Annotated in this window: 24 protein-coding genes; 14 read left to right on the top strand and 10 right to left on the bottom strand. The window is 70.0% G+C overall.

Features of this window, described 5'->3' with window-relative positions; all coding sequences use genetic code 11:
- Positions 1-85: 85 nt before the first annotated feature.
- A complete protein-coding gene (locus MYMAC_RS02925) occupies positions 86-766 on the bottom strand; it encodes a lanthionine synthetase LanC family protein (protein ID WP_239989309.1) in 681 nt (226 codons plus the stop codon).
- Between the two features lie 495 nt (positions 767-1261).
- Here MYMAC_RS02925 and MYMAC_RS38270 point away from each other — a divergent pair, with 495 nt between their 5' ends.
- Both MYMAC_RS38270 and MYMAC_RS02915 read left to right on the top strand, forming a co-directional pair.
- Complete coding sequence (locus tag MYMAC_RS38270; protein WP_095956946.1) at positions 1262-2380, top strand: peptidoglycan-binding protein; 1119 nt, start codon at positions 1262-1264, stop codon at positions 2378-2380.
- A 50-nt stretch (positions 2381-2430) separates the two neighbouring features.
- Positions 2431-2676: a hypothetical protein gene (locus MYMAC_RS02915; protein WP_095956945.1), complete on the top strand. Its 246-nt coding sequence runs from the start codon at positions 2431-2433 to the stop codon at positions 2674-2676.
- A 27-nt stretch (positions 2677-2703) separates the two neighbouring features.
- On the opposite strand, the gene MYMAC_RS02910 is transcribed toward MYMAC_RS02915, so the two are convergent.
- The 7 genes from MYMAC_RS02910 to MYMAC_RS02880 form a co-directional block, all read right to left on the bottom strand.
- A complete protein-coding gene (locus MYMAC_RS02910) occupies positions 2704-3462 on the bottom strand; it encodes a hypothetical protein (RefSeq protein ID WP_095956944.1) in 759 nt (252 codons plus the stop codon).
- Positions 3455-4657: an AAA family ATPase gene (locus MYMAC_RS02905; RefSeq protein WP_095956943.1), complete on the bottom strand. Its 1203-nt coding sequence runs from the start codon at positions 4655-4657 to the stop codon at positions 3455-3457. Before MYMAC_RS02905 ends, MYMAC_RS02910 begins: the two co-directional genes overlap by 8 nt.
- Positions 4658-4726: 69 nt before the next feature.
- Positions 4727-6406 carry an energy-dependent translational throttle protein EttA gene (gene ettA, locus MYMAC_RS02900; RefSeq protein WP_013936295.1) on the bottom strand — a complete coding sequence of 560 codons (1680 nt, stop codon included), beginning with the start codon at positions 6404-6406 and terminating at the stop codon, positions 4727-4729.
- 312 nt (positions 6407-6718) lie between these two features.
- Complete coding sequence (locus tag MYMAC_RS02895; RefSeq protein ID WP_013936296.1) at positions 6719-7099, bottom strand: DUSAM domain-containing protein; 381 nt, start codon at positions 7097-7099, stop codon at positions 6719-6721.
- 3 nt (positions 7100-7102) lie between these two features.
- Complete coding sequence (locus tag MYMAC_RS38515; RefSeq protein ID WP_013936297.1) at positions 7103-7318, bottom strand: hypothetical protein; 216 nt, start codon at positions 7316-7318, stop codon at positions 7103-7105.
- Between the two features lie 431 nt (positions 7319-7749).
- Complete coding sequence (locus MYMAC_RS02885; protein WP_239989308.1) at positions 7750-8571, bottom strand: hypothetical protein; 822 nt, start codon at positions 8569-8571, stop codon at positions 7750-7752.
- A gap of 112 nt (positions 8572-8683) precedes the next feature.
- The gene (locus MYMAC_RS02880) at positions 8684-9148 is read right to left on the bottom strand and encodes a cupin domain-containing protein (RefSeq protein WP_043709453.1); all 465 of its coding nucleotides are present in this window, start codon (positions 9146-9148) and stop codon (positions 8684-8686) included.
- A gap of 82 nt (positions 9149-9230) precedes the next feature.
- Between MYMAC_RS02880 and pdxR the strand changes: the two genes are divergently transcribed.
- The 8 genes from pdxR (at position 9231) to MYMAC_RS02840 (ending at position 18065) form a co-directional block, all read left to right on the top strand.
- Positions 9231-10658 carry a MocR-like pyridoxine biosynthesis transcription factor PdxR gene (gene pdxR, locus MYMAC_RS02875; protein WP_095956941.1) on the top strand — a complete coding sequence of 476 codons (1428 nt, stop codon included), beginning with the start codon at positions 9231-9233 and terminating at the stop codon, positions 10656-10658.
- 106 nt (positions 10659-10764) lie between these two features.
- Positions 10765-11595 carry a metallophosphoesterase gene (locus MYMAC_RS02870; RefSeq protein ID WP_095956940.1) on the top strand — a complete coding sequence of 277 codons (831 nt, stop codon included), beginning with the start codon at positions 10765-10767 and terminating at the stop codon, positions 11593-11595.
- A 107-nt stretch (positions 11596-11702) separates the two neighbouring features.
- Positions 11703-12635 carry an ABC transporter ATP-binding protein gene (locus MYMAC_RS02865; protein ID WP_095956939.1) on the top strand — a complete coding sequence of 311 codons (933 nt, stop codon included), beginning with the start codon at positions 11703-11705 and terminating at the stop codon, positions 12633-12635.
- Positions 12636-12659: 24 nt separating this feature from the next.
- Complete coding sequence (locus MYMAC_RS02860) at positions 12660-13406, top strand: ABC transporter permease (protein ID WP_204817342.1); 747 nt, start codon at positions 12660-12662, stop codon at positions 13404-13406.
- Positions 13407-13530: 124 nt separating this feature from the next.
- Positions 13531-15201 carry a serine/threonine protein kinase gene (locus MYMAC_RS02855; RefSeq protein WP_095956937.1) on the top strand — a complete coding sequence of 557 codons (1671 nt, stop codon included), beginning with the start codon at positions 13531-13533 and terminating at the stop codon, positions 15199-15201.
- Between the two features lie 95 nt (positions 15202-15296).
- The gene (locus MYMAC_RS02850; RefSeq protein ID WP_095961451.1) at positions 15297-16523 is read left to right on the top strand and encodes a hypothetical protein; all 1227 of its coding nucleotides are present in this window, start codon (positions 15297-15299) and stop codon (positions 16521-16523) included.
- A gap of 15 nt (positions 16524-16538) precedes the next feature.
- Positions 16539-17507: a HEAT repeat domain-containing protein gene (locus MYMAC_RS02845; RefSeq protein WP_095956936.1), complete on the top strand. Its 969-nt coding sequence runs from the start codon at positions 16539-16541 to the stop codon at positions 17505-17507.
- Between the two features lie 27 nt (positions 17508-17534).
- Positions 17535-18065, top strand: a complete 531-nt coding sequence (locus MYMAC_RS02840; RefSeq protein ID WP_013936307.1) for a hypothetical protein — start codon at positions 17535-17537, stop codon at positions 18063-18065.
- A gap of 73 nt (positions 18066-18138) precedes the next feature.
- On the opposite strand, the gene MYMAC_RS02835 is transcribed toward MYMAC_RS02840, so the two are convergent.
- A complete protein-coding gene (locus tag MYMAC_RS02835) occupies positions 18139-18717 on the bottom strand; it encodes a glutathione S-transferase family protein (protein ID WP_013936308.1) in 579 nt (192 codons plus the stop codon).
- A 139-nt stretch (positions 18718-18856) separates the two neighbouring features.
- Between MYMAC_RS02835 and MYMAC_RS02830 the strand changes: the two genes are divergently transcribed.
- The 4 genes from MYMAC_RS02830 (at position 18857) to MYMAC_RS02815 (ending at position 23618) form a co-directional block, all read left to right on the top strand.
- The gene (locus MYMAC_RS02830; RefSeq protein ID WP_239989306.1) at positions 18857-20047 is read left to right on the top strand and encodes a cupin domain-containing protein; all 1191 of its coding nucleotides are present in this window, start codon (positions 18857-18859) and stop codon (positions 20045-20047) included.
- A gap of 3 nt (positions 20048-20050) precedes the next feature.
- On the top strand, positions 20051-21340 hold the full coding sequence (locus MYMAC_RS02825) for a JmjC domain-containing protein (RefSeq protein WP_095956934.1): 1290 nt from the start codon (positions 20051-20053) through the stop codon (positions 21338-21340).
- Positions 21341-21392: 52 nt separating this feature from the next.
- Entirely contained in the window at positions 21393-21575 is a 183-nt protein-coding gene (locus MYMAC_RS02820; RefSeq protein ID WP_043709464.1) for a hypothetical protein, read from the top strand.
- 99 nt (positions 21576-21674) lie between these two features.
- Positions 21675-23618, top strand: a complete 1944-nt coding sequence (locus MYMAC_RS02815) for a DUF4135 domain-containing protein (protein WP_239989304.1) — start codon at positions 21675-21677, stop codon at positions 23616-23618.
- On the opposite strand, the gene MYMAC_RS02810 is transcribed toward MYMAC_RS02815, so the two are convergent.
- Entirely contained in the window at positions 23608-25044 is a 1437-nt protein-coding gene (locus MYMAC_RS02810) for a M20 family metallopeptidase (RefSeq protein WP_013936313.1), read from the bottom strand. The two genes, MYMAC_RS02815 and MYMAC_RS02810, sit on opposite strands and share 11 nt — an antisense overlap.
- Positions 25045-25152: the final 108 nt, after the last annotated feature.

The raw sequence follows: 25152 nt of genomic DNA, 5'->3' as shown, positions 1-25152 counted from the left end.
GGCCACTTCATGCCCCGGCGGGACTAGAACAGCTTCACAGGGGACCACTTCCCAAGGTTGTTCCTTCAGGAGACCTAGATTTTCTCTATGAAACGGGCCTCCAGGCGGTTTTCGGGGGGCCCGCCTGGCGCCCGGACGGAGGCCCGGGTGCCTCCTCGCGCAGGCTCAGCAGCAGGGGTGTGGCGAGCCTGCTCTCCGGATGCAGCTCCAGCAGGAGGTGGAGGATTCCGGCGATGCCGGGCATCAACCCGGGGGTGAAGGCATCCCGAGACCATCCGCCCACCGGCCCCCGCTCCTCCAGGCCGGAGAGGATGGCGGCGTCCCAGCCGTCCCGGTCCGCGCCCAGCGCCTCGGGGCCGATGCGGCGCCACCGCTCCAGCAGCTCCCACGGCCCCAGGTCGCCATGGCAGAGCGTGTGGCTCCAGCCGAAGCCCTCGCGCAGTCCGGCGGCGGCGGCCCGGCGCGCCACGTCCAGGTGACGCGCGGCGCCGGTGCGGGCGTGCAGGTCACACGCCGCCAGCCCGATGCCCGTGCTGCCATGACACCCGTTGGGGAGGAAGCGCGCGCCCACGCCGCTGCGCGCGTCCCGCCAACCGCCCACGTCCGGATGGAAGAGCGACTCCTCGTAGTCGAAGGCCGCGTGCGCCAGGTCGAGCCACGCCTGCCGCTCCGCCGGGGTGCCGGCGCCGCTCAGCGCCAGCCGCGCGAGCGCCCAGCCCATGCCCGTGGCGCCGTGGGCGAAGCCGCCAACGGCCTCGGGGAACATGGACGTGGCTCAGCGCGCGCCGGACGCGTCACGGGTGGCCGTGGCCACCAGCCTGCGCGCGCATCGGTCATATTCGCCATGAACGTCCTCCCATCGGATTGAACGAACAGCGTCATGCGCGGGGAGCCCGCCGCCGGAACGCGGCCAGCGTCCGCGCGGGCAATGACAAACCAGACGCCTCAGGAGACCGACTTGGCCGGCTGCGCCATCCGTGCCGCCATCCGCGGACTTCTGGACTGCACGAGCACGCCCGAAGCCCCGGGCGGGAAGGCAAGGACTGCATTCCATTGGAAGATTTCCGCGGGAATGAATGCCACGACCCCCATCCAACCCATGCCACCTTGATGCAACTTTTCCGTCACGCCACGAAACGCAGCTCAACCCAGGCGCGTGACAGGATTGAAACGCGCTTTTGACGCAATCCGAGGCAACTTTCTTTGAGCGGCTGGGAAAATGGGTCCAACTCCATTCTTCTTCACAAGGGAAGAGTCCCCCATGGTAGCCATTGCCCGCTCCTCCGCGGCTGCGTCCAGCAGCGCGTCCCGCTCTGCCTCGCCCACGTTGCGCATGGGTGCGCGCGGCGCGGCCGTGACGACGCTCCAGAACCAGCTCCGGGCCGCGGGCTTCAACCCGGGCGCCTCGGATGGCGTGTTCGGCCCCAAGACGCTGGCGGCGGTGCAGGCCTTTCAGCGCGCGCGTGGGCTCCAGGTGGACGGCATCGCCGGGCCCAAGACGAGGGGCGCCCTCAGCTCGGCGGGCGCGACCCCCACGCTGCGCAACGGCGCGCGGGGCGCGGCGGTGACGACGCTCCAGAACAAGCTCAAGGCCGCGGGTTTCAACCCGGGCGCGGCGGACGGCGTGTTCGGTCCCAAGACACAGTCGGCGGTGCAGTCCTTCCAGCGCGCCCGAGGGCTCCAGGTGGACGGCGTCGTCGGGCCCAAGACGTGGCAGGCCCTCAACTCGGCGGGGGTCAGCGGTGGCTCGGGCCCCACGCTGCGCAATGGCGCGCGGGGCGAGCCGGTGCGGGCGCTCCAGCAGCGGCTCAACCAGTTGGGGTTCTCGTCGGGCACGGCGGACGGCGTGTTCGGCCCCAAGACGCTGTCGGCGGTGAAGGCCTTCCAGCAGTCCCGCGGCCTGACGGCGGACGGCATCGTGGGCCCCAAGACGTGGGACAAGCTGGGCATCAACGTCCAGGGCCCCGTCACCAACCCGGGCGGTGGCGGTGGCGGCCGGGTCGTCACGGGCTATGTGAATGGACAGCCTCGGCGGATTTCCCTGTCGCCCGTGCCCAACGGCAAGGAGATGCGCACGGACGCGGCGGCGGCGTTCAACCGCATGCACGCGGCGGCGCGCGCGCAGGGCATCACCCTGAAGGTGAACAGCGGCTTCCGCAGCATGGCGGAGCAGGAGGCGCTGTACCGCGCGTACAAGAACGGTACGGGCAACCTGGCCGCGCCTCCGGGCTACTCCAACCATCAGGGCGGCATCGCGGTGGACATCAACACGGGCGGCACGGGCACCTCGACGTACCGATGGCTGGCGAACAACGCGAGGAACTTCGGCTTCGTGCGCACCGTCCCGTCCGAGCCCTGGCATTGGGAGTACCGGCCCTGAGGCGGTAATGTCCGCGCTCCCCCGAAGTTCGCGTTACCCCGGAGAGTGACATGAAGAAGCTGCTCATGGCGGTCGCGGTGCTGGCGGTTCCCGGAGGCATTGGCGTCGGCAGTCTGGGCTATACGCCCACCGCCGAGGCGCAGTCGTCCCGGCTGGCCTGTACGTATACGTATTACAATGACGAGGCGCTCACGGAGTATGTGATGACGCTGCACTGCTCCTGCGCGAACCCGGACTGCCATGCCACCGAGGACGTGACGCCGTTCTACACGGTGGAGTGCATCGACGCCTGCTGAGCTGGCTTCTCTGGGCCTGGCTCGTTCCTACCTGGGAGCAACCGGGCCGAAGATGGGAACGAGGTGTTCGCGGATCTCCTTCATGAAGGCAGCGAGGCCGTTTCTCTCGCCTCGCTGCTTCAGGAGCTCCAACGGCGACTCTTCGATGCACTGCTGCTCGCGGTTCCAGTCGTCCTGGGTCAACTCCGTGAGCGCGCGCTTGATGTCCGTCTTCGCGCCATGCTCGCGAGCGTCGAGTTCGTGGGACCTGACCAACGGGTCGATCGAAAGCCGCGCCTTGAGACGTTGGTGACGAGCGCTCTCATCAGGATTTTGAGGCTCAAAGCCGGAAAGCACCCATGCCTCGCGCTTTGGCTCTGCCAGGGCGATGACCACCTTGAAGGGCCATGCGTGCGTGCTCCGCGCTTGCTCCAAGCCATCTCGACGTGAAGGGTCGCCGTCACTGTCACGCACCAGCACGACGGCATCTGGCCGACTGTCGAGGGAAGCGAAAAGCAGCAGCGCCTGCCTTGTCATGAGCGCATCGGGCTTCCCGGATTCTCCTCCGAAACGTCCGAAGATCGGCTTGATGCCGCGGAGCGCGCTTTCTTCCCGGACTTTCTGCCACCGCACGAACCTGTCGTCTGGAGACGCGCTGACACCACGCCACCGATAGAAGGTGTCGCGAAATTCGGGGGCCACCCAGTCAACGTGCTCATCGATGACTCGGTTTGCGATCATGCATGCCGTGAGTTGGTCCGCACGCGCTTCGCAGACGACTCCGAACGCGAAGGAGGGCTCACTCATTCGGAGCAGCCTCAGCCAGCTTTCCAATCCAGTCCTCGCCCACGCTGCTCCAGAACTCGCCCGGCGCCATCAGACCCTTCCACTTCTCGAACTCGGGGTGCGCGGTCAGCTTCTCGCACCGCGCGAACCCGTTGTCCGCGAGGTAGGTCATGCGGACCTCCTTCGGGTCGAGGTCGTTCAGGATGAAGGGCGAGTGACTGGTGGCGATGATCTGCAGTTGGGGGTCACGCTTCTGGATGGCGCGCAGGGCCGCGATGAGGCGCGATTGCGCCGCCGGGTGGAGTGACAACTCAATGTCGTCCAAGAGGACAAGCCGGGGCTTCAATGGGCCCATGATCGCAGTGAGCAACCCGAGCACCATCAAAGTGCCCTCGCCCGCCGAATCAGGCGCAACTCCCTTCGCGCCCTTCATGTCGAAAACAACTTGGTTGCCCCAAAGCGTCCTCTTCTCTGGAACATTGCGCCGCTGTTCGTCTAAAGCAATGGTACGAATAGCCGTTTGCTCAACGGCGGCGCGCTCGATACGAATACGCCGTACCGAAGGAACGATCTCTCTGAGGGCGGACTCAATTTCGTTGAATACCTCGTCTTGGCTCAGCTTGAGATATGCCAACACGGACGCGAAGCCGCTTCCATCCGAGGCCAGGGAGGGCACTACTTCATCGCTGTATGAAGCCGCCGCCAGGAGCCTTGGGACAAACCGCAAGATAGCAGTGGCACTTAGCGCTGCCCGCAAATGTCCCAACTGCGAGGGCTCCACATCACTCCGGAGTTTGCCCGATTGATATCCGAGGTCTAACGGAAGAGTGCGCGAGGCGCCGCGATGGTTTCCTTCGATCCCAAAACGCCCCCCTCCAAACTCGCCGCGAATCCAGAATGGAAGGGTCAGCGTGTCTGCCCTCTGCACTGCCTCAGATGGACTGATAGCCGTTACGGAGCCGTCAATGCCTCCCCATTTCCCAACTGCCCCAATCTCAACAGGTGCATCACTCCCATGAGACTGAACGAGGGGGCCAGGCCAGTAGGAGCGCCCGCCTGCCAACAGGTTACTTGCAACTGCCGATAGCAGGCTCAGCCCCTCGAGCAGCGTCGTCTTCCCCGACGCGTTCGGGCCCACCAGGACCGTGAAGGGCTCCAGCTCCAGGTCGTGCGAGCGGTACGCCTTGAAGTTGCGGAACTGGACCTTCTCGATCACGGCAACGCCTCCCGTCCCCCATTCTCCCCTCCCCTGGCCAGGGGAGGGAAGAAAGGTCCTACCAGCAGCTCAGCTCTTCGTAATCGGGCGGTAGCGGATGCGGTGCGGCTCCAGGGCCTCGGGGCCCAGGCGCTTCTTCTTGTCCGCCTCGTAGTCCTCGAAGTTGCCCTCGAAGAAGAACGCCTTGCTGTCACCCTCGAACGCGAGGATGTGCGTGGCGATGCGGTCGAGGAACCAGCGGTCGTGGCTGATGACCACCGCGCAACCCGCGAAGCTCAGCAGCGCGTCCTCCAGGCTGCGCAGCGTCTCCACGTCCAGGTCGTTGGTGGGCTCGTCGAGCAGCAGCAGGTTGCCGCCGCTCTTGAGCATCTTCGCCAGGTGCGCGCGGTTGCGCTCACCGCCGGACAGGTCCTTCACCCGCTTCTGCTGGTCCTGCCCCTTGAACGCGAAGCCCGCCAGGTACGCGCGGCTGGGCACCTGCCCCGCCTTGCCCAGGTCCAGATGGTCCAGCCCGCCACTCACCTCCTGGAACACCGTGTTGTCGCCGTCCAGCGCGTCGCGGCTCTGGTCCACGTAGGCCAGCTTCACCGTCTCGCCAATGCGCAGCTCGCCCGCGTCCGGTGACTCCACGCCCGTCATCATCCGGAACAGCGTCGTCTTGCCCGCGCCGTTGGGACCAATGACGCCCACGATGCCACCCGGCGGCAGCTTGAAGCTCAGGTCGTCGATGAGCAGCCGGTCACCATAGGCCTTGCGCAGCCCCTTGGCCTCGATGACGAGCCCCCCCAGCGGCGGACCGGGCGGGATGATGACCTCGCCCGTGGCATCGCGCTTGTCCTGCGACTGATTGAGCAGCTCCTCGTAGGCCGCGATACGCGCCTTGCTCTTCGCCTGGCGGGCCTTGGGCGAGGCGCGCACCCACTCCAGCTCGCGCTTGAGCGTCTTCTGCCGGTGGCTCTCCGACTTCTCCTCCAGCTCCAGCCGCTTCTGCTTCTGGTCCAGCCAGCTCGAGTAGTTGCCCTTCCAGGGCACGCCCTCGCCGCGGTCCAGCTCCAGAATCCACTCGGCCGCGTTGTCCAGGAAGTACCGGTCGTGGGTGATGCAGACGATGGTGCCCTTGTACTCCTTGAGCGCCTGCTCCAGCCACGCGACGCTCTCCGCGTCCAGGTGGTTGGTGGGCTCGTCCAGCAGGAGCAGGTCCGGCTTCTCCAGCAGGATGCGGCACAGCGCCACGCGGCGCTTCTCACCACCGGACAGCTTCGTCACGTCCGCGTCGCCCGGGGGCAGGCGCAGCGCGTCCATGGCCATCTCAATGGTGCGGTCCAGCTCCCAGCCGTTCACCGCGTCGATGGAGTCCTGCAGCCGGCCCTGCTCGGCCAGCAGCTTCTCCATCTCCGCGTCGCTCATGGGCTCGGCGAACTTCGCGCTGACCTCGTTGAAGCGGTCCAGCGTGCCGCGAATCTCCTTCAGGCCCAACTCCACGTTCCCCTTCACGTCGAGCGAGGGGTCGAGCTGCGGCTCCTGCGCCAGGTAGCCGACCTTGGCGCTGGGGTCCGGCTTGGCCACGCCGAAGAACTCCGTGTCCACGCCGGCCATGATGCGCAGCAGCGTCGACTTACCGGAGCCGTTCGGACCGATGACGCCAATCTTCGCGCCGGGGAAGAACGAGAGGTAGATGCCCTTGAGGATCTCCTTGCCGTTCTTGACCTTGCGCAGGTCCTGCATCGTGAAGATGAAATTCTGGGCCATCTGGGCCTTCCTGCTTTGAGGCGGAGTGAGGGGCTCTGCGGATACCAGGGTGCAACAGCGCACTCAAGGTGAGAGCGTCCCGCCCAGTCCCTCTTTTGGAGCCTGCCTCGGGAGTCCGGAGGTAGCCGGGCAAGCGACGCCCCCTGCACCATGTCCCCCGGGCAACACCTGTCGCGCGCCAGGTGGCCCGTGCCCCGGGCCGGAACCAGGGCCTGGCATGGCCGGTTGCCTCCTCGCGGGTAGCGCGCTCAACGTGTCCGTGTCGCGCGTTCCCGGGCGACGCGGGGGCTCGGTACCCGTGGCCATCTGTCGCTACGGCTCGTCCGCCAGGTCTTCGAGCTGACCTTCCGCGATGTCACGGTAGAGCGGTACGACTTCGACGGCGAGCACCTCCCGCATTTCCTGGCGGGCGCTGTCGAAGTCACCGGCCTCCTTGTGTTGATACATGCGGTTCAGCGCATCGGAGATTCTCGCGGAGCCGTCGCGAATGCGGCGAGAAATCTCGCGAAGCAGGTCCAACGCCTCGTCCTCCGAGGACAAGGCGTGGGAGGCAACTGCATCGCTGATGGCCACCTCTCGTGCGGAGCGAACAAGGAGCGCACGCACTTCGTCCGTCAAGGCGAGCGGCGCCCCCTCGCGAAGGACGCGCCGCGCGAGCGCGCGAATGGGGTCCCAATCGAGTGTTTCAGGCATGGCCTAGTTGCTCTTCCCGCGCGGACGGCACTTGTCGTCCGGCCATTCCTGCTGTCCCTCGCAGTAGCGCATGCAGTCGTAACAAGAGCCCATCCAGTCGTACTCCTTGCAATTGACGTAGTTCTGGATGCAGCGCCGCTTCCAATCAGGGAGGCTGAGGTCCTGGGCTTTCTCTGTATCCGGAGCGCTTCCCTCGGCTGCCACCTGCGAGCCCGTCATGAGCACGGCAGCTTCAGCAGCGGAGAGGCCGCACGCATCCGGACCAAAGCGCTGGATACAGCACGTTGCGCTGTCCAGGCAGGCCGCCTGCGCGTAGGCGTCATGATGGTTCGCGGAGCGGCGTGTCGAAGCGCCAGTGGCACCGCTGGAGCAGCCCAGCGACACAACCGACAGGAGGCACAGCAGACCACGACAGGGGTTCAGCTTTCGCACGAGTCGACGGATAAGCACGAATCAACACCATGCGTCCATCACCATGGACAAGCAGCCGGCAGGGGTGGACTTGCCCCATGGCCTCTACGTGGTGGCGAGCCCGGCACGCCGCTCTCATCGCGATGCGAAGGCGATTCCGCGGCGAACTCAGCATGAAGGGCTGTTGACCGGCCGCTTACGCGCCGCGACGACAGCAGGCGTGGAAAAGCGGACGGTGCCTACTCCGTCGTGGCGGCCTGCTCCGCCTCCGGCTGCTCCATGCCAAGCAGCTTGCGCAGCCGGGTGTTGGTGTCGTCCTCGGGCTTGATGCCGGCCTGCTCCTTGATGGCATCGAGCTTCTTCTGCTGCCGCGCCTTCGTGAGCCCGGCCACCGCCTCGCGGTCCGGCAGGTTGGGGCCGAGCTGGCTCACCACGGCGGAGCGAATCGCCGCCGCGGCGATCTTCACCACCTGCACGTTCTGGAAAATCGTCCCCCGCTCCTTGGGCTCCGCGGCGCCGGTGCCATACGCGGACCGCACGTTGCCGCGAAGCGTGAACGCCTGCATCGAGACGAGCTTGCCGCCGCTCGTCCCCACCGCGTCCTCCAAGAAGACCTGCGGGAGGATCCACACGTCGGGCGAGAGCCCCTTGGCCTGCGCGGCGGCGATGCGGTCCGCGTCCGAGGCACCCGAGCGCGTCGCGCTGCTGGGGAGCCCCGTGACGCGCACGACGCGCAGCAGCGGGTCCGCGGAGAGCTCCGCCACGAGCGAATCGTTGAGCTGCTTCCGGTCGAGCGACCTGGCCAGCGACTCGGCGACGGACGCCTCGAAGACGGCCACCTCGATGGGCGCCTGGGGTGAGCGCCGGGGCGCCTCCGCGATGGCCTTCTCGTAGTCCTCCTGCTCACGCGCCTCCGCGTCGATGCGGGCCTGCTCTGCGGGGTCGGAGCTGGTGACGACCGTCTTGCCGTCCGGCCCCGTCACCGTCCGGGTGACTGTCATTCCAGCACAGCCGACAAGGGACAGCGCGACGACAGGAAGGACCAGCGAGCGCACGAACATGTCTTCTCCGAGGGGCAGCGAGCGGGGATTCGCCGTGTGCCATGGGCATCGCGGCGAGCGCGGCTGAGGACGGCCCCCTCCGGAGAAAATTCAATCCATGGCGAAGGGGAGCTCACTCCAGGGTTGCCAGGAACGGCGCGCCGTTCGCCTCGCACCAGCGGCGGTAGGTCTGGAGCCGGTCCTCGGACGTGACGCGTTTGGAGACCTGGCCATCCTCCGCCAGGTACTCGATGGCCCCGCGCACCGTGATGAGCAACACCGCCGGCGCAGCGCCTGTCACCCGCCAGCTATCGACGTTGCCGGGCGGCTCGTAGACGTAGCCACCGGGCCCAATCACCTCCCCCGTGTCGAGCAACTCGCGCGTCCCTGAGAGGTTGTAGCCATGCACCTCGCCGGTGTGGCGGTGCCGGGGGATGATGGTGCCGGGCTCCAGGCGGAAGAGGTACATCCAGCCAGAGCCATCCCGGAAGAAGCGCAGCGGCTTGAAGGAGAGGCCCGGCGGGCCCATGGGAATCCAAGACATGCGCTCGGGGTCGACCGGGCGCGAGGACGCAAAGGACAAAGACGTGTCGTTCATGTCCGTGACATTGCGCCGTCACTGGCCCTCCCACCGGGCCAGAATTGACGAATCTCACTGGGCCAAACTATGGGACCTGCTCATGGACCTTCACGTCGACCTCCAGGACCGAAGGGACGTCGCGGGGCAGATATACCGGGGCCTGCGCGCGCGAATCCTCGATGGGCACCTTCGCGACGGCGAACAGATTCCCCCGTCGCGAGAGCTGGCTCAACGGCTGGGCGTCTCGCGCAACACGGTCAGCGTGGCCTATGAATGGCTGACCGCCGAAGGCCTGCTCGTCAGCCGGGGGCGCGCGGGCAGCTTCGTCCAGAACGCGTCCCGGGAGCGAGAAGCCCGCGCGGCGACGGCTCGCGGCGTGAAGCTGCGCCCGCGCGCCATCTGGAACGGGCTGCAGGTCCCTCCGCCCGCCATGCCCTCCGCGCCGTACGACTTCCGCGTCGGCATCCCCGACGCCACGCTGTTCCCATTCGAGGCCTGGAGTCGGCTGCTGGCGCGGCAACTGCGCACCACGGCGATGACGGCCGCCTACGCGGACCCGTCCGGGCACCCCGAGCTGCGCGAGTCGGTGGCACGCCACGTGGGCATCTCCCGAGGCGTTCGCGCGGAGGCGTCGGACGTGCTCATCACCCACGGGGCACAGCAGGCGCTGGACCTGGTGGGACGGGTGCTGCTGGAGCCCGGAGACCGCGTCGCCGTGGAGGAGCCCGGCTATCCACCCGCGCGGGTCCTGTTCCAATCCCACGGAGCCCGTGTCGTGCCGGTGCCCGTCGACGCGGAGGGGCTCGACGTGCGGGCGCTGCCGGCCGACACGCGCCTGGTGTACGTCACGCCATCGCACCAGTTCCCGCTGGGCATCGTGATGTCCCCCGCGCGCCGAAGGGCCCTGCTCGACTGGGCCCGGCGGCGCGACGCGGTCATCATCGAGGATGACTACGACAGCGAGTTCCGCTTCGGCGGGCGTCCCCTGGAGACGCTCCACGGCCTGGACCGCTCGGGCCGAGTCCTCTACGTCGGCTCCTTCTCCAAGGTGCTGCTCCCCGCGCTGCGCCTGGGCTTCCTCATCGCGCCGCCCCCGCTTCGACGGGAGCTCCGGCTGGCCAAGCAGGTGACGGACTGGCACAGCCAGCTTCCCGCCCAGGCGGCGCTCGCGCGTTTCATCGACACGGGCGCGCTGGCCCGGCACCTGCGCAAGACGCGGCGCGAGTACGCGCAACGGCACACGCGGCTGTCGGAGCGACTGCGCCATCACTTCGGCGACACCTTTGAACAACTGCCCTCCGTCGCCGGTCTGCACCTGTGCGTCACCTTCCCCCGAGGCGGCGCCCGGCGGGAGCGGGAACTCACCCGGAAAGCCCATGACGCGGGCATCGGCATCGAGGAACTCTCCCGCTACTTCGCCGGAACGCCCACCCGCCATGGTTGGGTGCTGGGTTATGGCGGCGTGACGGTGGAGCGCATTGACGAAGGACTCCGGCGTCTGCGCGCGAAGCTCGGCGGAGCGCTCTGACACCACCACCCGGCGCCTCCCGTCAGTCCGGAAGCGACGCCCCCGTCCTCGCCGGCCACGGAAGCCGGCCGCATTGGCCCGCCAGGCCCCGCGAACGGAGTCCGCCATGTCCTCCTCCCAGACGTTCTTCTTCGCCGCCGTGGGCGACGTGCACGGGCACATGAACCGAATGGTGAGCCACCTCACCGCCTGGGAGGAGCGCAGCCGCCGGCCGCTCGAGTTCGTGCTCCAGGTGGGCGACTTCGAGCCCCACCGTCACGACGCGGACCTGGCCGCCATGTCCGCGCCGCTGAGGTACCGGCACCTGGGGGACTTCGCCGCCTACCACCAACGGCGGCGCCGCTTCCCCTGGCCCGTCTACTTCATCGGCGGCAACCACGAGCCCTACGGCCACCTCGACCTGCACCCCGAAGGCGCCGAGCTCGCGCCGCGCTGCCACTACCTTGGACGAAGCGGCGTGGTGGAGCTGAACGACCTCCGCGTGGCGGGCCTGTCCGGCATCCACCGCGAGGCCACCTTCACCCAGCCCCGCCCGCCGCTGGCCGCGCTGGGCACCGCCTCCAACAAGGACTTCACCTTCTTCAACGAGCAGGACGTCGAGCGGGCCCTGGCGCTCGGGCGCGCGGACGTGCTCCTGCTCCATGACTGGCCCTCCGGCATCATCCAGCCCCAGCAAGCCGCCGGCTTCCAGGGCCAGCGCCGCAGCGCGAGCCACGACCTGGTCGGCAACGACTACGCGCGGCTTCTGGTGGACGCGCTCCAACCCCGGCTCGTCCTGTGTGGCCACCTGCACCGGCGCTACGCCGCCACCGTCGCGCATCCGGGGGGCCAGCGCTCGCACGTGCGCTGTCTCGCCAGCGTGGAGCAGGGCGCCGACGCGTTCGCCGTCTTCCAAGTCCGAGGGGCCGACCTTCAGGAAGTCGCCATGCAGGAATAAGCAGGGGGGCGGACAACGCGACGCGCCACCCTGCCCGGTGCCTCCCCGCGCCCTGGCCGCACACAAGGCAAGCGCCGCGCGACCGAAGGTGTTACAGGAAGCGCGCCATGTCCACCCCCGCCCTCGAACTCCAGGGACTCTCCAAGCGCTACGGAGAGTTCACGGCACTTCATACCGTGGACCTCGCCATCCGGCCCGGTGAAATCTTCGCCCTGCTGGGCCCCAACGGCGCGGGCAAGACGACGATGATTGGCAGCGTCTGCGGCCTGGTGAAGAAGTCCTCCGGCAGCATCCGCGTCTTCGGCAAGGACCTGGACCAGGACCCGGTGGGCCCGCGCTACGACATCGGGCTCGTCCCGCAGGAAATCAACTTCGACCCCTTCTTCACCGTGGCCGAGTCCCTGCGCATCCAGCTCGGCTTCTACGGCCGCCCCGCGGATGAAGCGCGCATCGACGAGGTGCTCACCGCCCTCAACCTGCACGCGAAGAAGGACGCGTACACGCGCGCGCTGTCCGGCGGCATGAAGCGCCGGCTGCTCATCGCCAAGGCGCTGGTGCACAAGCCCCGCCTGGTGTTCCTCGACGAGCCCACCGCGGGCGTGGACGTGGAGCTGCGCCGCGACCTGTGGACCTACGTGCGCAAGCTCGCCTCGGAGGGCACCACCATCGTCCTCACCACGCACTACCTGGAAGAGGCCGAGGAGCTGGCCGACCGCGTGGGCATCATCAACGAGGGCCGCCTCCTCATGGTGGAGGACAAGGCCACCCTGCTGCGCCGCTTCGGCGAGCGCCGCGTCGTCATCACCTTCGAGCAGCCGCAGCCGGGCCTGTCCGAGGCCGGCAAGCGCTTCGCCGCCCGCCTCAGCGAGGACGGCCGCGCCCTCACCTACGTGGAGCGCGACGGCTGCGCCCCGTCCGGCGAGCTGCTCCGCGCCCTCTACGCCGAAGGGCAGCTCATCTCCGACGTGGAGACGCGCCGCTCCCGCATGGAGGACGTGCTCATCGAAATCCTCCGCGGCCGCCCTCAACAGGCCGCCTGAGCCCACATCATGAACGTCCTTGGGATGAAGACCCTTCTGGCGAAGGAGGTCCGGCGCTTCATGCGCGTGCCGGGGCAAACCGTCCTGTCGCCCCTCATCAGCACCACGCTGTATTTCATCGTCTTCGGCGTCTCCATGTCGAGCCGCGTCCAGACGGTGGAGGGCCTGCCGTACCTGCACTTCATCGTGCCGGGCCTGGTGTTCCTCGGCATCGCCAACAACGCCTTCCTCAACAGCTCCTCGTCGCTGTTCATCACCAAGATTCAGGGCACCGTGGTGGACCTGCTGGTGGCGCCGCTGGGGCCCGGTGAGCTGATGGCGGGCTTCATCGGCGGCGCCATGGTGCGCGGGCTCGTGGTGGGCCTGCTCACCTGGCTCGTGGCCACCTTCTTCACCGGCTTCAGCCTGGAGCACGCGGGGGTGGCCGCGTACTTCCTCATCCTGTCGTCCTACGTCTTCAGCGTGCTGGGCCTGCTCGCGGCGGTGTGGGCGGAGAAGTTCGAGCAGATCAACTTCTTCCCCACCTTCGTCATGCTGCCCCTCACCTTCCTGGGCGGCGTCTTCTACTCCGTGCGCGAGCTGCCCGCGCCCTGGAACACCGTCAGCCTCTTCAACCCCATGGTCTACATGGTGGAGGGGCTGCGCTACGGCATGCTCGGCCGCAGCATCTATTCGCCGCTGGGCGGCGGGAGCATCCTCTTCGCCGTCGCCGTGGTGGCCACCGCCCTCACCTACGGCGTGCTGCGCTCCGGCTACAAGATGAAAGCCTGACTCACCCTGGAAAGCCGGGCGGGCGCGGCTCGCCTGCCTGCCTGCTCACTCTCCACCCTGTGGGGTAATTCGCGACTGAGCAATTCCCACGAGGTAAGAAAGGGCGATATCCTGGCGGGCACACATGGCTGTGCCATTCGGGAAGTACGAGCTACTGCGCAAGATTGCCTCTGGGGGAATGGGTCAGGTGTTCCTGGCCCGCGAACATGGGACGGGGTTCGAGCGACTTGTCGTCCTCAAGCTCATCCTTCCCCACCTCGCGGAGGACGATGAGTTCCTCTCCATGTTCCTGGACGAGGCGGGGCTCGTCGCGCGCCTGACGCACCCGAACCTCATCACCATCCTGGACCTGACGGAGATTGAGGGCCGCCACTGTCTGGCCATGGAGTACGTGCAGGGCGACGACGTCCGCCGCCTGGACAAGACGACCCGCGCGCAGGGCAAGGCGCTGCCGGTGGGGCTCATCCTGCGCATCATCGCGGACGCGGCGGCCGGGCTGGACTATGCGCACCAGGCGCGGGACGCCCAGGGCAGGCCGCTGCGGCTGGTGCACCGGGACGTGTCGCCGCAGAACATCCTCGTCGGCTTCGACGGCGGGGTGAAGGTCATCGACTTCGGCGTGGCCAAGGCGGCCACCAGCAGCCAGAACACGGCCACCGGCGTCCTCAAGGGCAAGTACCCGTACATGTCCCCGGAGCAGGCCAGCGGCCTGTCCATTGACGCGCGCAGTGACTTGTTCGCGCTGGGCGTCGTCATGTGGGAGCTGCTCACCGGCAAGCGCCTCTTCAAGGGCGAGTCGGACATGATGACGCTGCGGCTGGTGAAGGACTGCCAGGTGCCGAAGCCGTCCCAGCTCAACCCCCGCCTGCCGCCGGGCCTGGACGAGGTGGTGCTCAAGGCGCTGGCGCCCTCGCCGGACCAGCGCTACCCGGACTGCGGCGCCTTCCGGCTGGCGCTGGAGGACTACGCGCTCAACCTGCGGCTGCCCTCCAGCAGCGCGCACCTGGCCGCCTTCCTCCGGGAGCTCTACGCGGACCGCATCGCGAGCGAGACGGACCCGGCGCGGCTGGACCAGCTCGCGGAGGACGCGGACCTGGACTCGCGCTCCAACTCGTCGCTCAGCGGCGTGCCGGGCGTGCTGGGCCCCGCGGGGCGCTCCTCCGCGTCGCGGGCCATGCGGGGCTCGCCCCAGGGTGTCCCGGCCGGGACGCGCTCGCGGCAGGCCGCGGCCGCGGCGCTGCCCGCGAAGGAGAAGACGCGCGGCACCGCGCCGCTGGCCCGGGCGCCCCAGGAGCCGGTCCGGCGCATCCCCTGGCTGCCGGTGGCCACGGCGGGGCTGGGGCTGCTCATGGCGGGGGTGGGCATCGTCTTCTTCCGCTCGCCCGCGGACGCCACGCCGGTCCGCCCGCCGGTCGTCGTCGCCGTGCCACACCAGCCGGAAGTCCCGCCCGACGTGCAGCCCCCGCCGCCCATCGAACCCGAGCCGGCGCGCCCCGTGGAGCTGCCCGTCATCACCGAGCCCCCCGGGGCCCGGGTGAGCGTCAACGGCGAGGAGCGCGGCGAGACGCCGCTGCGCCTGGAGCTGGAGCCCGGGGCCGCGCCGGTGTCGGTGACGCTGGCCCTCAGCGGTTACGAGCCCGTGACGCGGCAGGTGTCCGCCACGGACGAGGAGCTCCGCCTGGAGCTGCGCCGCTCGGCGGGAAGCAAGCCGCCCGCCATGGGCACTCCGACGGGGACGCGGCGGCCTGGCCACGCCGGCCAGGGCGGCGGCCTGGGCATCAAGACGGGCCGCTGAGCCGCGCGCGGGAAAATCCGCGCGAAATGATTTCGTGAGACGGCGCGGGCGCCGGGCCCTCAGGGGGAGTGGACCCCTCACAGGCCCAGGCGCCCATGACTCCAGAATCCCTCCACCGCTCCGCCGCCCCCGCCACGGGCGCTCCGGGCCGTCGCGTGCCCAGGAAGGCGCTGGCGTGGCTGGCGGGCACGGCCCTGCTCGTGGCGGGCGTGGCGCTGCTGTCCTCGCGCGAGCCGGGCGGCGACGCCGCGGCTTCGGCGCACGCCACCGCCGCCGCGTCCGCGCGGAAGGCCACCTCCGGCGGACCTGGCCACGGCGGGCGCGCGGGCGCGGGCGGGGCGGCCGACGAAGCGCCACCGCCGCCACGCTTCGACGAGGCCACGTGCTGGCGGGAGCTGGAGCGCTTCGACGCGGCGGTGACGCTGGAGAGCTTCCGCGCGTGGGCGGCGCCGCTGCTCGCGTCGGGGGACCCGCTGGTCGCCGACTACCTGACGGAGCGCCTCACGGAGCTGATTGGCCAGGACCCGGAGCGCGCCAGCGAGGTGCTGTCCTGGGCGCGCGCCGCGGGGCCGGATGAGTTCGAGGTCCTCCTCACGGCGCTGCGCGGCTCGGAGGCCGTGCACCACGCCCAGGTCGCCACGAAGCTGCTGGCGCAGGGCATGGACGCCACGCTGGACGGCGGACGCCGCGCGGGCCTCCTGTCCGCGCTGGACACGCAGAAGCGCTTCGAGCCGGCGGCGCTGGACACGCTGACGTCCTTCGCGAAGGACGCGGTCTCCGGCGAGGCGGGCTGGGCCGCCACGCGCACCATCGCCCGCGTCATGAAGCGCGACTTCGAGGCGAAGGGCGACGCCGCGCCCTACATGGACGCGCTGCTCACCATCGGCACCGAGTCCCCCGACGAGCAGATTCGCTACCTGGCGCTGTCCACGCCCATGCACGCCACGCCCGTGCTGGATGAGGACACCCGCGCGCGGTACGCGAAGGTGCTCACGCAGGAGGGCAGCCCGGACGGGCGCGAGGCCGCCGCGCACAACCTCTCCGTCTCCGGAGACAGCCAGGAGGTGCTGGACATGTTCGCCCAGGCCTTCGCGCGCGAGCAGGACACGTGCGTGCGCTGGGCCCTCTTCCGCTTCGCCGCGCGCGCCTCCGGCCGCGACGCCCTGCCCGTCATGGCCAACATGGCGATGACGGACCCGCGCTTCCAGCCGCTCTACCAGGTCTTCGAGCAGCTCTACGCCAGCGGCGTCCACGACTTCGTCCGGCTCTGGAACAGCCTGCCGGACCAGGACCCCTTCCACTGCCTCGTCGGCCACGACTGAGCCCGGGAGCCCGCCATGACACGCCTCTGCCTCACGCTCACGCTCGCCGCCCTGCTGGCCTCGGGCGCGCACGCGGCCTCCACCCACGCGCCGCCCGCGCTCCGCGCCAGCACCTGCTCGGTGCGCGGGCTGATGGACGACCTCCGCCGCGGGCTGGGCTCCGGCTCACCGGCCTACCAGCGCTACCTGCGCGCCCTGCTGCGCGAGGCCGCCGTCACGCTGCCGGACGCGGAGCTGCGCGACGCCTTCGCGCGCGAGACGGACCCCGTCATGGCCGAGCACCTGGCGGCGGCGCTGGTGGCCCGCGCGGAGCGTGAAGCGGACCCGGAGGCCATGAACGTGGTGGCCCAGCGCGCGTTGAAGGACGCGGACCCGGCCGTGCGCGCCGCCACGCTGCGGGCCATGCGGCGCACCGGCGCGCTGGAGCGCACCGGTGACTTGTACGAGCGCATGGTGCGGGACGAGTCGCCCCAGGTGCGGCAGGAGGCGGCGACGAACCTCATCGAGGACAACGCGCACGTCTACGCCGGCCAGTACGGCCCGGCCGCGGACACGGCGGTGACGGCCGCGGCGGCGGCCTCGGACCCGGCGGTGACGGCGCGCATCCTGGACAACCTCTCCACGGAGAAGATCAGCGCCGGGTCCGCGGAGCGCATCACCTCCCTGCTGCGCAGCGACGACGCGAGCGTGCGCAAGGCCGCCGTCAACGCGCTGGGCGGCGTGCCGGCGGAGCAGATGCAGGGCGCTCGCGAGTCGCTGCTCGCCATGTACCGCGAGGAGCCGGACGAGGGCGTGCGCAAGGCGCTGCTCCAGAGCGTCGCGCAGCTCGGCTTCGAGGGCGCGATTGCCGACCTCCAGCGCCTGCGCGACCTGGACCCGCGCCTGGCCCAGGAGGCCGACGCGTGGATTCAGGTTCTCGGCATGGGCCTTCAGGAGTGGAGCCTGCTCCTGAGGGAGAAGCAGCGGTTGCAGCAGGCTCCGTGACAGGCAGTCCATTGAAAGGAACACCTCATGCGTAGCAGCACCTGGAAGTCCTCCCTGGCGGCGCTGGCCGCGGTGGCGCTCATCCCCGCGTCCGTGACGGCGCACACCGTCAAGGGCACCCACACCGGCTCGGTGACGGCCCTGACCAACTACAGCAGCGGCAAGTTCCACGGCGCGGTGGACATCGGCACGGGTGGCCGGTGCAACTACTGGGGCGCGGAGACGGGCGTGGTGGGCTCGCTCTACTGGGCGGTGACCATCCGCACCCACGGCGTCGTCTGCTACGGCAGCGGCAGCGGCAACCAGAACGAGGCGCGCCACGTCTGGAAGAGCGGCTGGACCTTCCGCCAGTGGCACTTCATCAAGACGGCGGACTCGCGCAACCGCACGTGTGACCGCTGCCAGGTGGGCAACATCGGCGGCACCGGCAACTCCACCGGCCCCCACGCGCACCTCCAGCAGGACAAGCTCGGGACGAAGGACACGTCCTGGTACAAGGGCTACGTCAAGGTGGGCAGCGCCGTCACCCGCGCGAAGACCATCGGCAAGCTGGACTGACGCACCGGCCCCCGTGGGCCGCCAGGAGGCCCGGACACGTCCCCCATCGGAAGGTCCGGGCCTTCGACCTCGCTCAGCCCAGCTTCATGCCCTTGGGGCGGGCCAGCAGCCGCTCCACGTAGGCCTCCAGCGCCGGGCGCCCCGTCTTGCTCCCGAAGATGCGCATCCAGATGAACATGGAGCCAATCATCACGTCCGCGGCGGTGAAGCGCTCACCGAACAGGTAGGGCCCCTGGCCCAGCTCACCCTCGATGACGTTGAGCGCCGTCTCGAAGTCCGTCCAGCCCCGCGAGGGACTCGTGGGCAGCTTCATCATGTGGTCGCTCATGGCGGGCTCGAGCTGGGACGTGGAGTACACCATCAACGACAGATAGCGGCCCCGGTCCTTGTCCCCCAGCTTCGGCGCGAGCTGCGCCTCCGGGAACTTGTCCGCCAGGTAGAGACAGATGGCCGCGCCCTCGAACAGCCGCGTGTCGCCATCCACCAGGGCTGGCAATTTCCCAGCGGGGTTGATTTTCAAGAACTCAGGCGACTTGTTCTCCTTCTTTTCGAAGTCGATGGGGACGATTTCATACGGCGCGCCGCACTCATCCAGCATCCACCTGGCAATGGCCGCGCGGCTTCGCGGGTTGAAATAGAGCTTCATCGTCATCGTCGGACCTGACCTTTCAAGTGGAGGACAACGCCGTTTCCTAACAGAACACCGGCACGGCGCACGGCATCTTGCGCGTGAAGAAATCCACCGCTGGATGCTCGCTCCTCGTCAGACTTCGATGGTGGAATCCATGCCGATGCGACACGCACCCGACTGGGCCCGCTTCGCGAGCAAGCACTGGGAGCAGTCCCCCACGCGGCTGCGGCTGGGCGCCCCGCTCATCCCGCCCGGGCAGGCCTTCCAGGGCCTCGTCTCCGTGAGCGCGCCCTTCCGCTTCGGCACGCGCTTCCGCGCCCTGCCCGACGTGCGCTTCTTCGCGGACGCCGCCCGCCTGCGCGCGCCCGGCACGCTCCTGCCAGGAGCGGCGGATGCGGACGCCGCCGCGTACCTCCAGCGCGTCGGCCGCGAGCTCGGCGCGGCGCGCGGCTTCCAGTGCTTCGTGGAGCAGCCGCTGATGGCGGACTACGCGCAGTGGGAGCGCGTGCGCGCCTTCGTCGACGGCGTGCTGGCGCAGGTCGGCGTCCCCGTGCTGCCCATCGTCAGTGACCTGTGGCTGGGCCGCTTCAGCGAGCCGCCCCAGGGCGCCGCGCGCCGGGCGCACCATGCCCGCTTCACCGCGGTGCTCCACGGGCGGCTGCGCGTGCGCCAATGGACGAAGGACGTCCGCGAGGCCCGGACGGTGGAGGCCCAGGCCGGAGACGTGCTGTACGCGCCGTCCGACGTCTGGCAGGAGGAGACGAGCGACGCGGGCGCCCTGGTGCTGCGGCTGTGGATTCCGGTGCGCGGCGATGAGGCCGTGGAGGCCGTGAAGACGCTGGCGGTGAAGCTCCTGGAGGCGCGGGGGGGACAGGAGGACGCCGTGCCGTACCTGCCCTACCCCAGGAAGCCGGGGCGCACACAGGTGCCACGCCTGGCCCACACCGCGAGCGCGCTGCGCGACGTGACGCACGGTCCGGACCTGCGGCAGGTGCTGCGCATCACCTGGGCCCAGCGCGTCAGCGCCTCCGCGCTGGAGCCGGCGCCCCCGCCGCGCGCGCACGAGCCCCTGGAGGAGGACGCCTTCGTGCGGAAGACGCCTCCGGGCCGCGTGGTGCGGATGCTGGACAGCCCAGGGCAGTGGCTGTGGGCCGTCAACGGGCACGCCTTCGCTGGCCCAGGCCCCTTCGCGGCCCGGGTGCTGGACGCGCTGGCGCCGGGCGTCCCGGTCCGGGTGGGGGCCCTGTGCGGCCTCGGGCGGGGCGCGGCCCAGCGCGAGCAGGTGCGGGCCCTGCTGGAAACCCTTCATGCGCTGCGCGGCGTCGAGCGCGTCTCCTGGAAGGAGGCCTGACGCATGGCCCGCATCGACCTCCAGCGCCGGTTCGACTGGGACACCTTCGTCACGCGCTACTGGAACCGGCGGCCGGTGCTCTACCAGGCGACGGGCGCCAACCCCTTCACCGAGGCGGACGTGTTCGACGCGGCGCTCCGGGCCTCGCGCGGCGCCATGGCCCCGCCCACGGCGCTGGAGGCGCGCACGGACGTCCAGTTCACCATCGACCAGGGACAGCCCGTCACGCTGGCGCCCTGGCTTCCCCGCGACACCGACGGCGCGCTGGACGACTATGACGCGCGGCTCGCGGGCACGCTGGGCTCGCGCCGCTACGCGCTCATCATCTCCCTGCTGCATTCGCACGGCTTCGGGCTCTGGTCGGCCGAGCGGGCCTTCTTCTCCCAGCTCTGGCGGCGCGTGGGCTTGCCGCTGTCGGGCGGCATCACCACGCTCTTCCACGGGAACTACGAGCACAGCCCGGTGGGCGTCCACCTGGACCGCTTCACCACCTTCCTCTTCGCCCTCCGGGGCCGCAAGCGGATGCGCTTCTGGGCGAAGCGGCCCTGGAGCATGCCCGTCACCACCCTGGCGGACTACGCGCCCTACCTGGAGACGTCCTTCACCGCGGAGGTGGGGCCCGGCGACCTCCTCTACTGGCCCGCCAGCTACTACCACGTCGGAGAGAGCGCGAGCCGGGACGTGGCCACCAGCGTCAACGTGGGCATCCCCGTCACCGGACACCAGGCACGCTACGACGTGGAGGACCTGCTGAGCGTGAGCCCCGATGACGCGCCGCGCGGCCGGGCGCTGGTGCCGGGCGTGCTCGACGGCGATGGCGTGCTTCCGCGGGAGCTGCCCGCCGCCTTGCAGCAGGCCGCGGACACCCTGCGTGAAAACAGCCGTGACTCACGAACCCAGGCCCACCTCCGCGCCCTGTGGCTCAACCGGCGCTCCGCGGGCGGCTTCGAGCCCCCACCGCCTCCGGCGCGCCGCAGGCCGCTCCAGGACACAGCCATCCTGCATGGGAATAAACACTTTCCCATCCTGGTGGAGAAGACAGGCACGGGCTGGTGTTGCTCCGCCAATGGCAACGCATTGCATGTCTCAGGCCTTCGGCAGCCCGTGAATAAACTTATCGCGACATTGAACACGGCGCGCGCGGTGGCCGTGGGTGAGCTCTTGCGTCCTTTTCCCTCGCGAGGCGCCGTGCCGCCGCGCGTCGTGGAGCCGCTGCCCGCGACGCGAGCGGGCATGCGCCGGATGCTGGAAATTCTACTGACATTTCGAGCCATCCACCTGACAGGCCGCTAACGCGCCAGGCAAAGACATCTCAACTTGACTCAAGCGAATTGCGAGTTTTACCATGCTTGAGCAGTCTGACCCCAACGCGTGGAGGATTCCCATGGTGAAGGCGAAGACGAAGGCGAAGGCGTCCAAGCAGGCCAAGAAGCTGACCCAGGTGCTGCGGGAGCTGGACAAGACGACGAAGCCCGCCGGCTCCGGGAACGCGTATCGGAGCTGCTCGCGCTTCATCTACTGCGTCTAGTCCACGCGCCACCGGCGCTTGCGCTGACGCTTCACACGCGCGCCCCGGCCTCGCCGGGCCGCGCGTTTCTATTTCCCCCCACCGGGCCAGGGCCGACTGATGACGCGTAGGGCGCATGTGCTGCCATCCCTTGCTCCAACACCTCCCGCCGCCCCACCCCGCCTCCCTCCGCACACCCGCCGCCTCCTGGAGGCCGTCCGCAAGGGCCCCCAGGCCAGCGGCTGCTTCCCGCCCATTGTCCGGCCCGGCCCGGAGCGCGTGCTCCAGGTGGCCCGCCCCTTCCAGGGCGCCAGCGACGCCGCGCGGCTGGGCGCCCTGCTCTCCCAGCCCGCCTTCCAGCCGCTGGTGGCGTTCTACGAAGCCCTGGGCGACGGGTGCGACGCCATCGTCCAGCGGCACCCGGGGCTGTTCGGCGCGCGCGTCGTGCGGCTCGGCAACGCGGCGCTGTTCGGCCCGGTGCTGACGGACGCCTTCACGCTGTGCGCCGCCACTCCGGCGCAACAGGGGCCCCATCCCGGGCTGCGCCTCTTGAGGGACGGGTTCCTGGCCTTCTTCGGCCGCTTCGCCCAGCGGCTGGAGCGCGACCTGAAGGCCGGCGTCTTCCGCCGCGCGGGCTTCGAGGGCCCCGTCACCCGGCTCTGGGCCAACCCCGAGGAGACGCACAACGGGCGGCAGCACGTGCTGCGCGTCCAGTTCCGGCGGGGCGGCGCGCTGGCGTACAAGCCCCGGCCCGCGAGCGGCGAGGCCCTCTTCCTGGCGGAGCCAGCGCGGCGCGCGCCACGCTCGTTCTTCGACTGGGTCAACCGCCTCCCCTCGGCCTCCGGCGAGGTGCGGCTCCCCACGCTGCGCGTGCTGCGTGGACGCGGCAAGGACGCCTTCGCCTATAGCTGGCAGGACTGGATTGAACGTCCTCGCCAGTGGGGCCTCCTGCGCGACTCCCCCCGGCTGAAGCTCCACGGCTGCCGGTTGCCGCCGCCCCAGGCCGCGCGCTTCTGGCATCACGCGGGCGCGCTCACCGGCGCGTGCTTCGCCGTGGGCGCCGCGGACCTGCTGGGCAGCAACCTGGTGGTGGGCGCCCGCCGTGGGCAGCGCGAGCCCCTGCCCTACCTGGTGGACCTGGAGCTGTTCTTCTGCCCCGTGCGCCGGCTCCCGGAGACGGGGCTGATTCCGGCTGGGCACCGGCGCGGCAACCACCACATCGGCTTCGAGTGGCGCGCCTGGTGGTGCACCACCGGCGGGCCGCTGCTGTGCTTCTTCCCCACCCGGAGCGGCGCGCTCCAGCTCCGCCCGCGGACGCGCGCGTGGGCCCGGGAGGAAGCGCCCTCCATGGTGGCGGACACCGAGGGCCACGTGGGCTACGCGGCCCACCTGCTGCCCTTCCTTCGCGGCATGTTCGACCTGTGGACCAAGCTGCTGCTGGAGCAGGAGCGCGTGACGGACTTCCTCGCGCGCGCGGCGCGGCGACACCACGTCCGCGTGCTCGTCAAACCCTCGGATGCGTATGACGCGCCCCTGGAGCACATGATGCTGGCGTCCCGGGGCCAGGTGCCTGTCGCCAGCGCCCGGGGCCGCGTGCGCTTCAGCCCGGAGGAGCGCGAGCAGTTGGGCCGCTACGACGTGCCGTACTTCTTCCGCAAGGCGGACGGCGGCCCCCTGCTGATGATGGACACCGCCGCCGCGCCCACCGGCGTGCGGCCCGTGGGCGAGCAGCAGTTCCTGGAGTCCTCCCCGCCGCCGGCCCCGCACATCCTGAGCGGGGAGCAGCTTGGCCTGATGAACCTGGGCGTGGCCCTGCGGGACGCGGTGGACGCCGTCGCCCGGGACTTGCGCCACCGCGTCCAGGAGGCGCCCCGGTGGGGCGTGCGTCTGGCATTGGAGGAGGACCTGCGCACGGGCGCGGTGTCCTTCGACTGGCCGGAGACGGGCAAGCGCCTGACCTTCTCCTGGAACCGCCGCTCCGTGCGCCTCACCGACGCGCCGCTGAACGCGGCGCCCGCTCCCCCGCGCGGGAAGCGGGCCCGGCGGAAGCCGCCTACCGCTTGAAGTGGTCGGCGATGACGCTGGCCACGCAGCAGGTGAGCTTCTTGCCCGTGGGGATGTGGAGGAACTCGTTGGGGCCGTGGGCGTTGCTGCCCGGGCCCAGCAGGCCGGTGATGAGGAACTGCGCCTCGGGGAAGCGCTCACCCAGCATGCCCATGAAGGGGATGGTGCCGCCCTCGCCCATGGCCATGGCCGGCCGGCCGAAGTAGGTGGCGGAGGCGGACTCCACCGCGCTGGACAGCCAGGAGGCCAGCGGCGGCGCGTCCCAGCCGGTGCTGGACTTCTCTCCCTCGAACGTCACCTTCGCGCCGTACGGCGGCTCCTTCTCCAGCGCCTGCGTCAGCGCCTCCATGGCCGCCTTAGGGTCCACGCGCGGCGGAATCCGCATGGACAGCTTCACCGTGGTGAAGGGCCGCAGCACGTTGCCCGCGCTGCTGAGCGCCGGCATGCCGTCCACGCCCGTCACGGACAGGGCCGGCCGCCACGTGCGGTTGAGCACCAGCTCCGCGCCGTCGTCCGACATGGGGCGGGTGCCGGGCACCCAGGGGAACTTGGTGAAGACCTCCTCACCCAGCACCTTGGCGGCCGCGCGGGCCTGCTCACGCCGCGCCTCCGGAATCTGCGTGTGCAGCGCCTCCACCAGCACCTTGCCCGTGGCCTCCTCCTCCACGCGCGACAGCACCTGCCGCAGCACGCGGAAGGACGACGGGACGACGCCGCTCGCGTCGCCGGAGTGCACGCCCTCCGTGAGCACGTCCACCCGCAGGTTGCCGGCCACCATGCCGCGCAGCGACGTGGTCATCCACAACTGGTCATAGTTGGCGCAGCCTGAATCTAGACACACCACCAGCGAAGGCTTGCCGATGCGCGGCGCCAGCGCCTCGATGTAGGCCGGCAAGTCATAGCTGCCGCTCTCCTCGCACGCCTCGATCAGCACCACGCAGCGCGCGTGCGGCAGGCCCTGCTCGCGCAGCAGGCGGATGGCGGTGAGGGACGCGAAGGCGGAGTAGCCGTCATCCGCGCCGCCGCGCCCGAAGAGCTTGTCGCCCTCGCGCACCGGCGTCCACGGCGTCAGGCCCTCGCGCCAGCCCACCATCTCCGGCTGCTTGTCCAGGTGGCCGTAGAGGAGGACGGTGTCGTCGCCCTTCGTCCCGGGCACCTCCATGTAGATGACCGGCGTGCGCTCGCGGCCCTGCGCGTCCTTGAGGCGCACCACCTCCAGCACCAGGCCCGGCAGGTGCTGGCCCTGCTCGCGGCACCAGTCCGCGACGAGCTGGACGGCGGCCTCCATGTGCCCGGCGCGGACCCAGTCCGGGTCGAAGGCGGGCGACTTGTTGGGGATGCGGATGTAGCGCTCGAGCGCGGGGAGGATTTCCTGCTCCCAGATGCGGTCGGACGACTCGGTGGCGGTCTGGACGTTCATGGACATGGCGGTCCGAATCCAGAACACGGGAGAGGGGCCCCTGTCGACAGGGGGAATCCCCCCGGGGGCCGGACAGTGTTGATGGCCCCCATTGGAAGTGCTGAAAATGCCGCG

It is taken from the genome of Corallococcus macrosporus DSM 14697, assembly GCF_002305895.1.
GTDB lineage: Bacteria > Myxococcota > Myxococcia > Myxococcales > Myxococcaceae > Myxococcus > Myxococcus macrosporus.
This window is presented reverse-complemented; position numbering and strand designations above follow the sequence as displayed.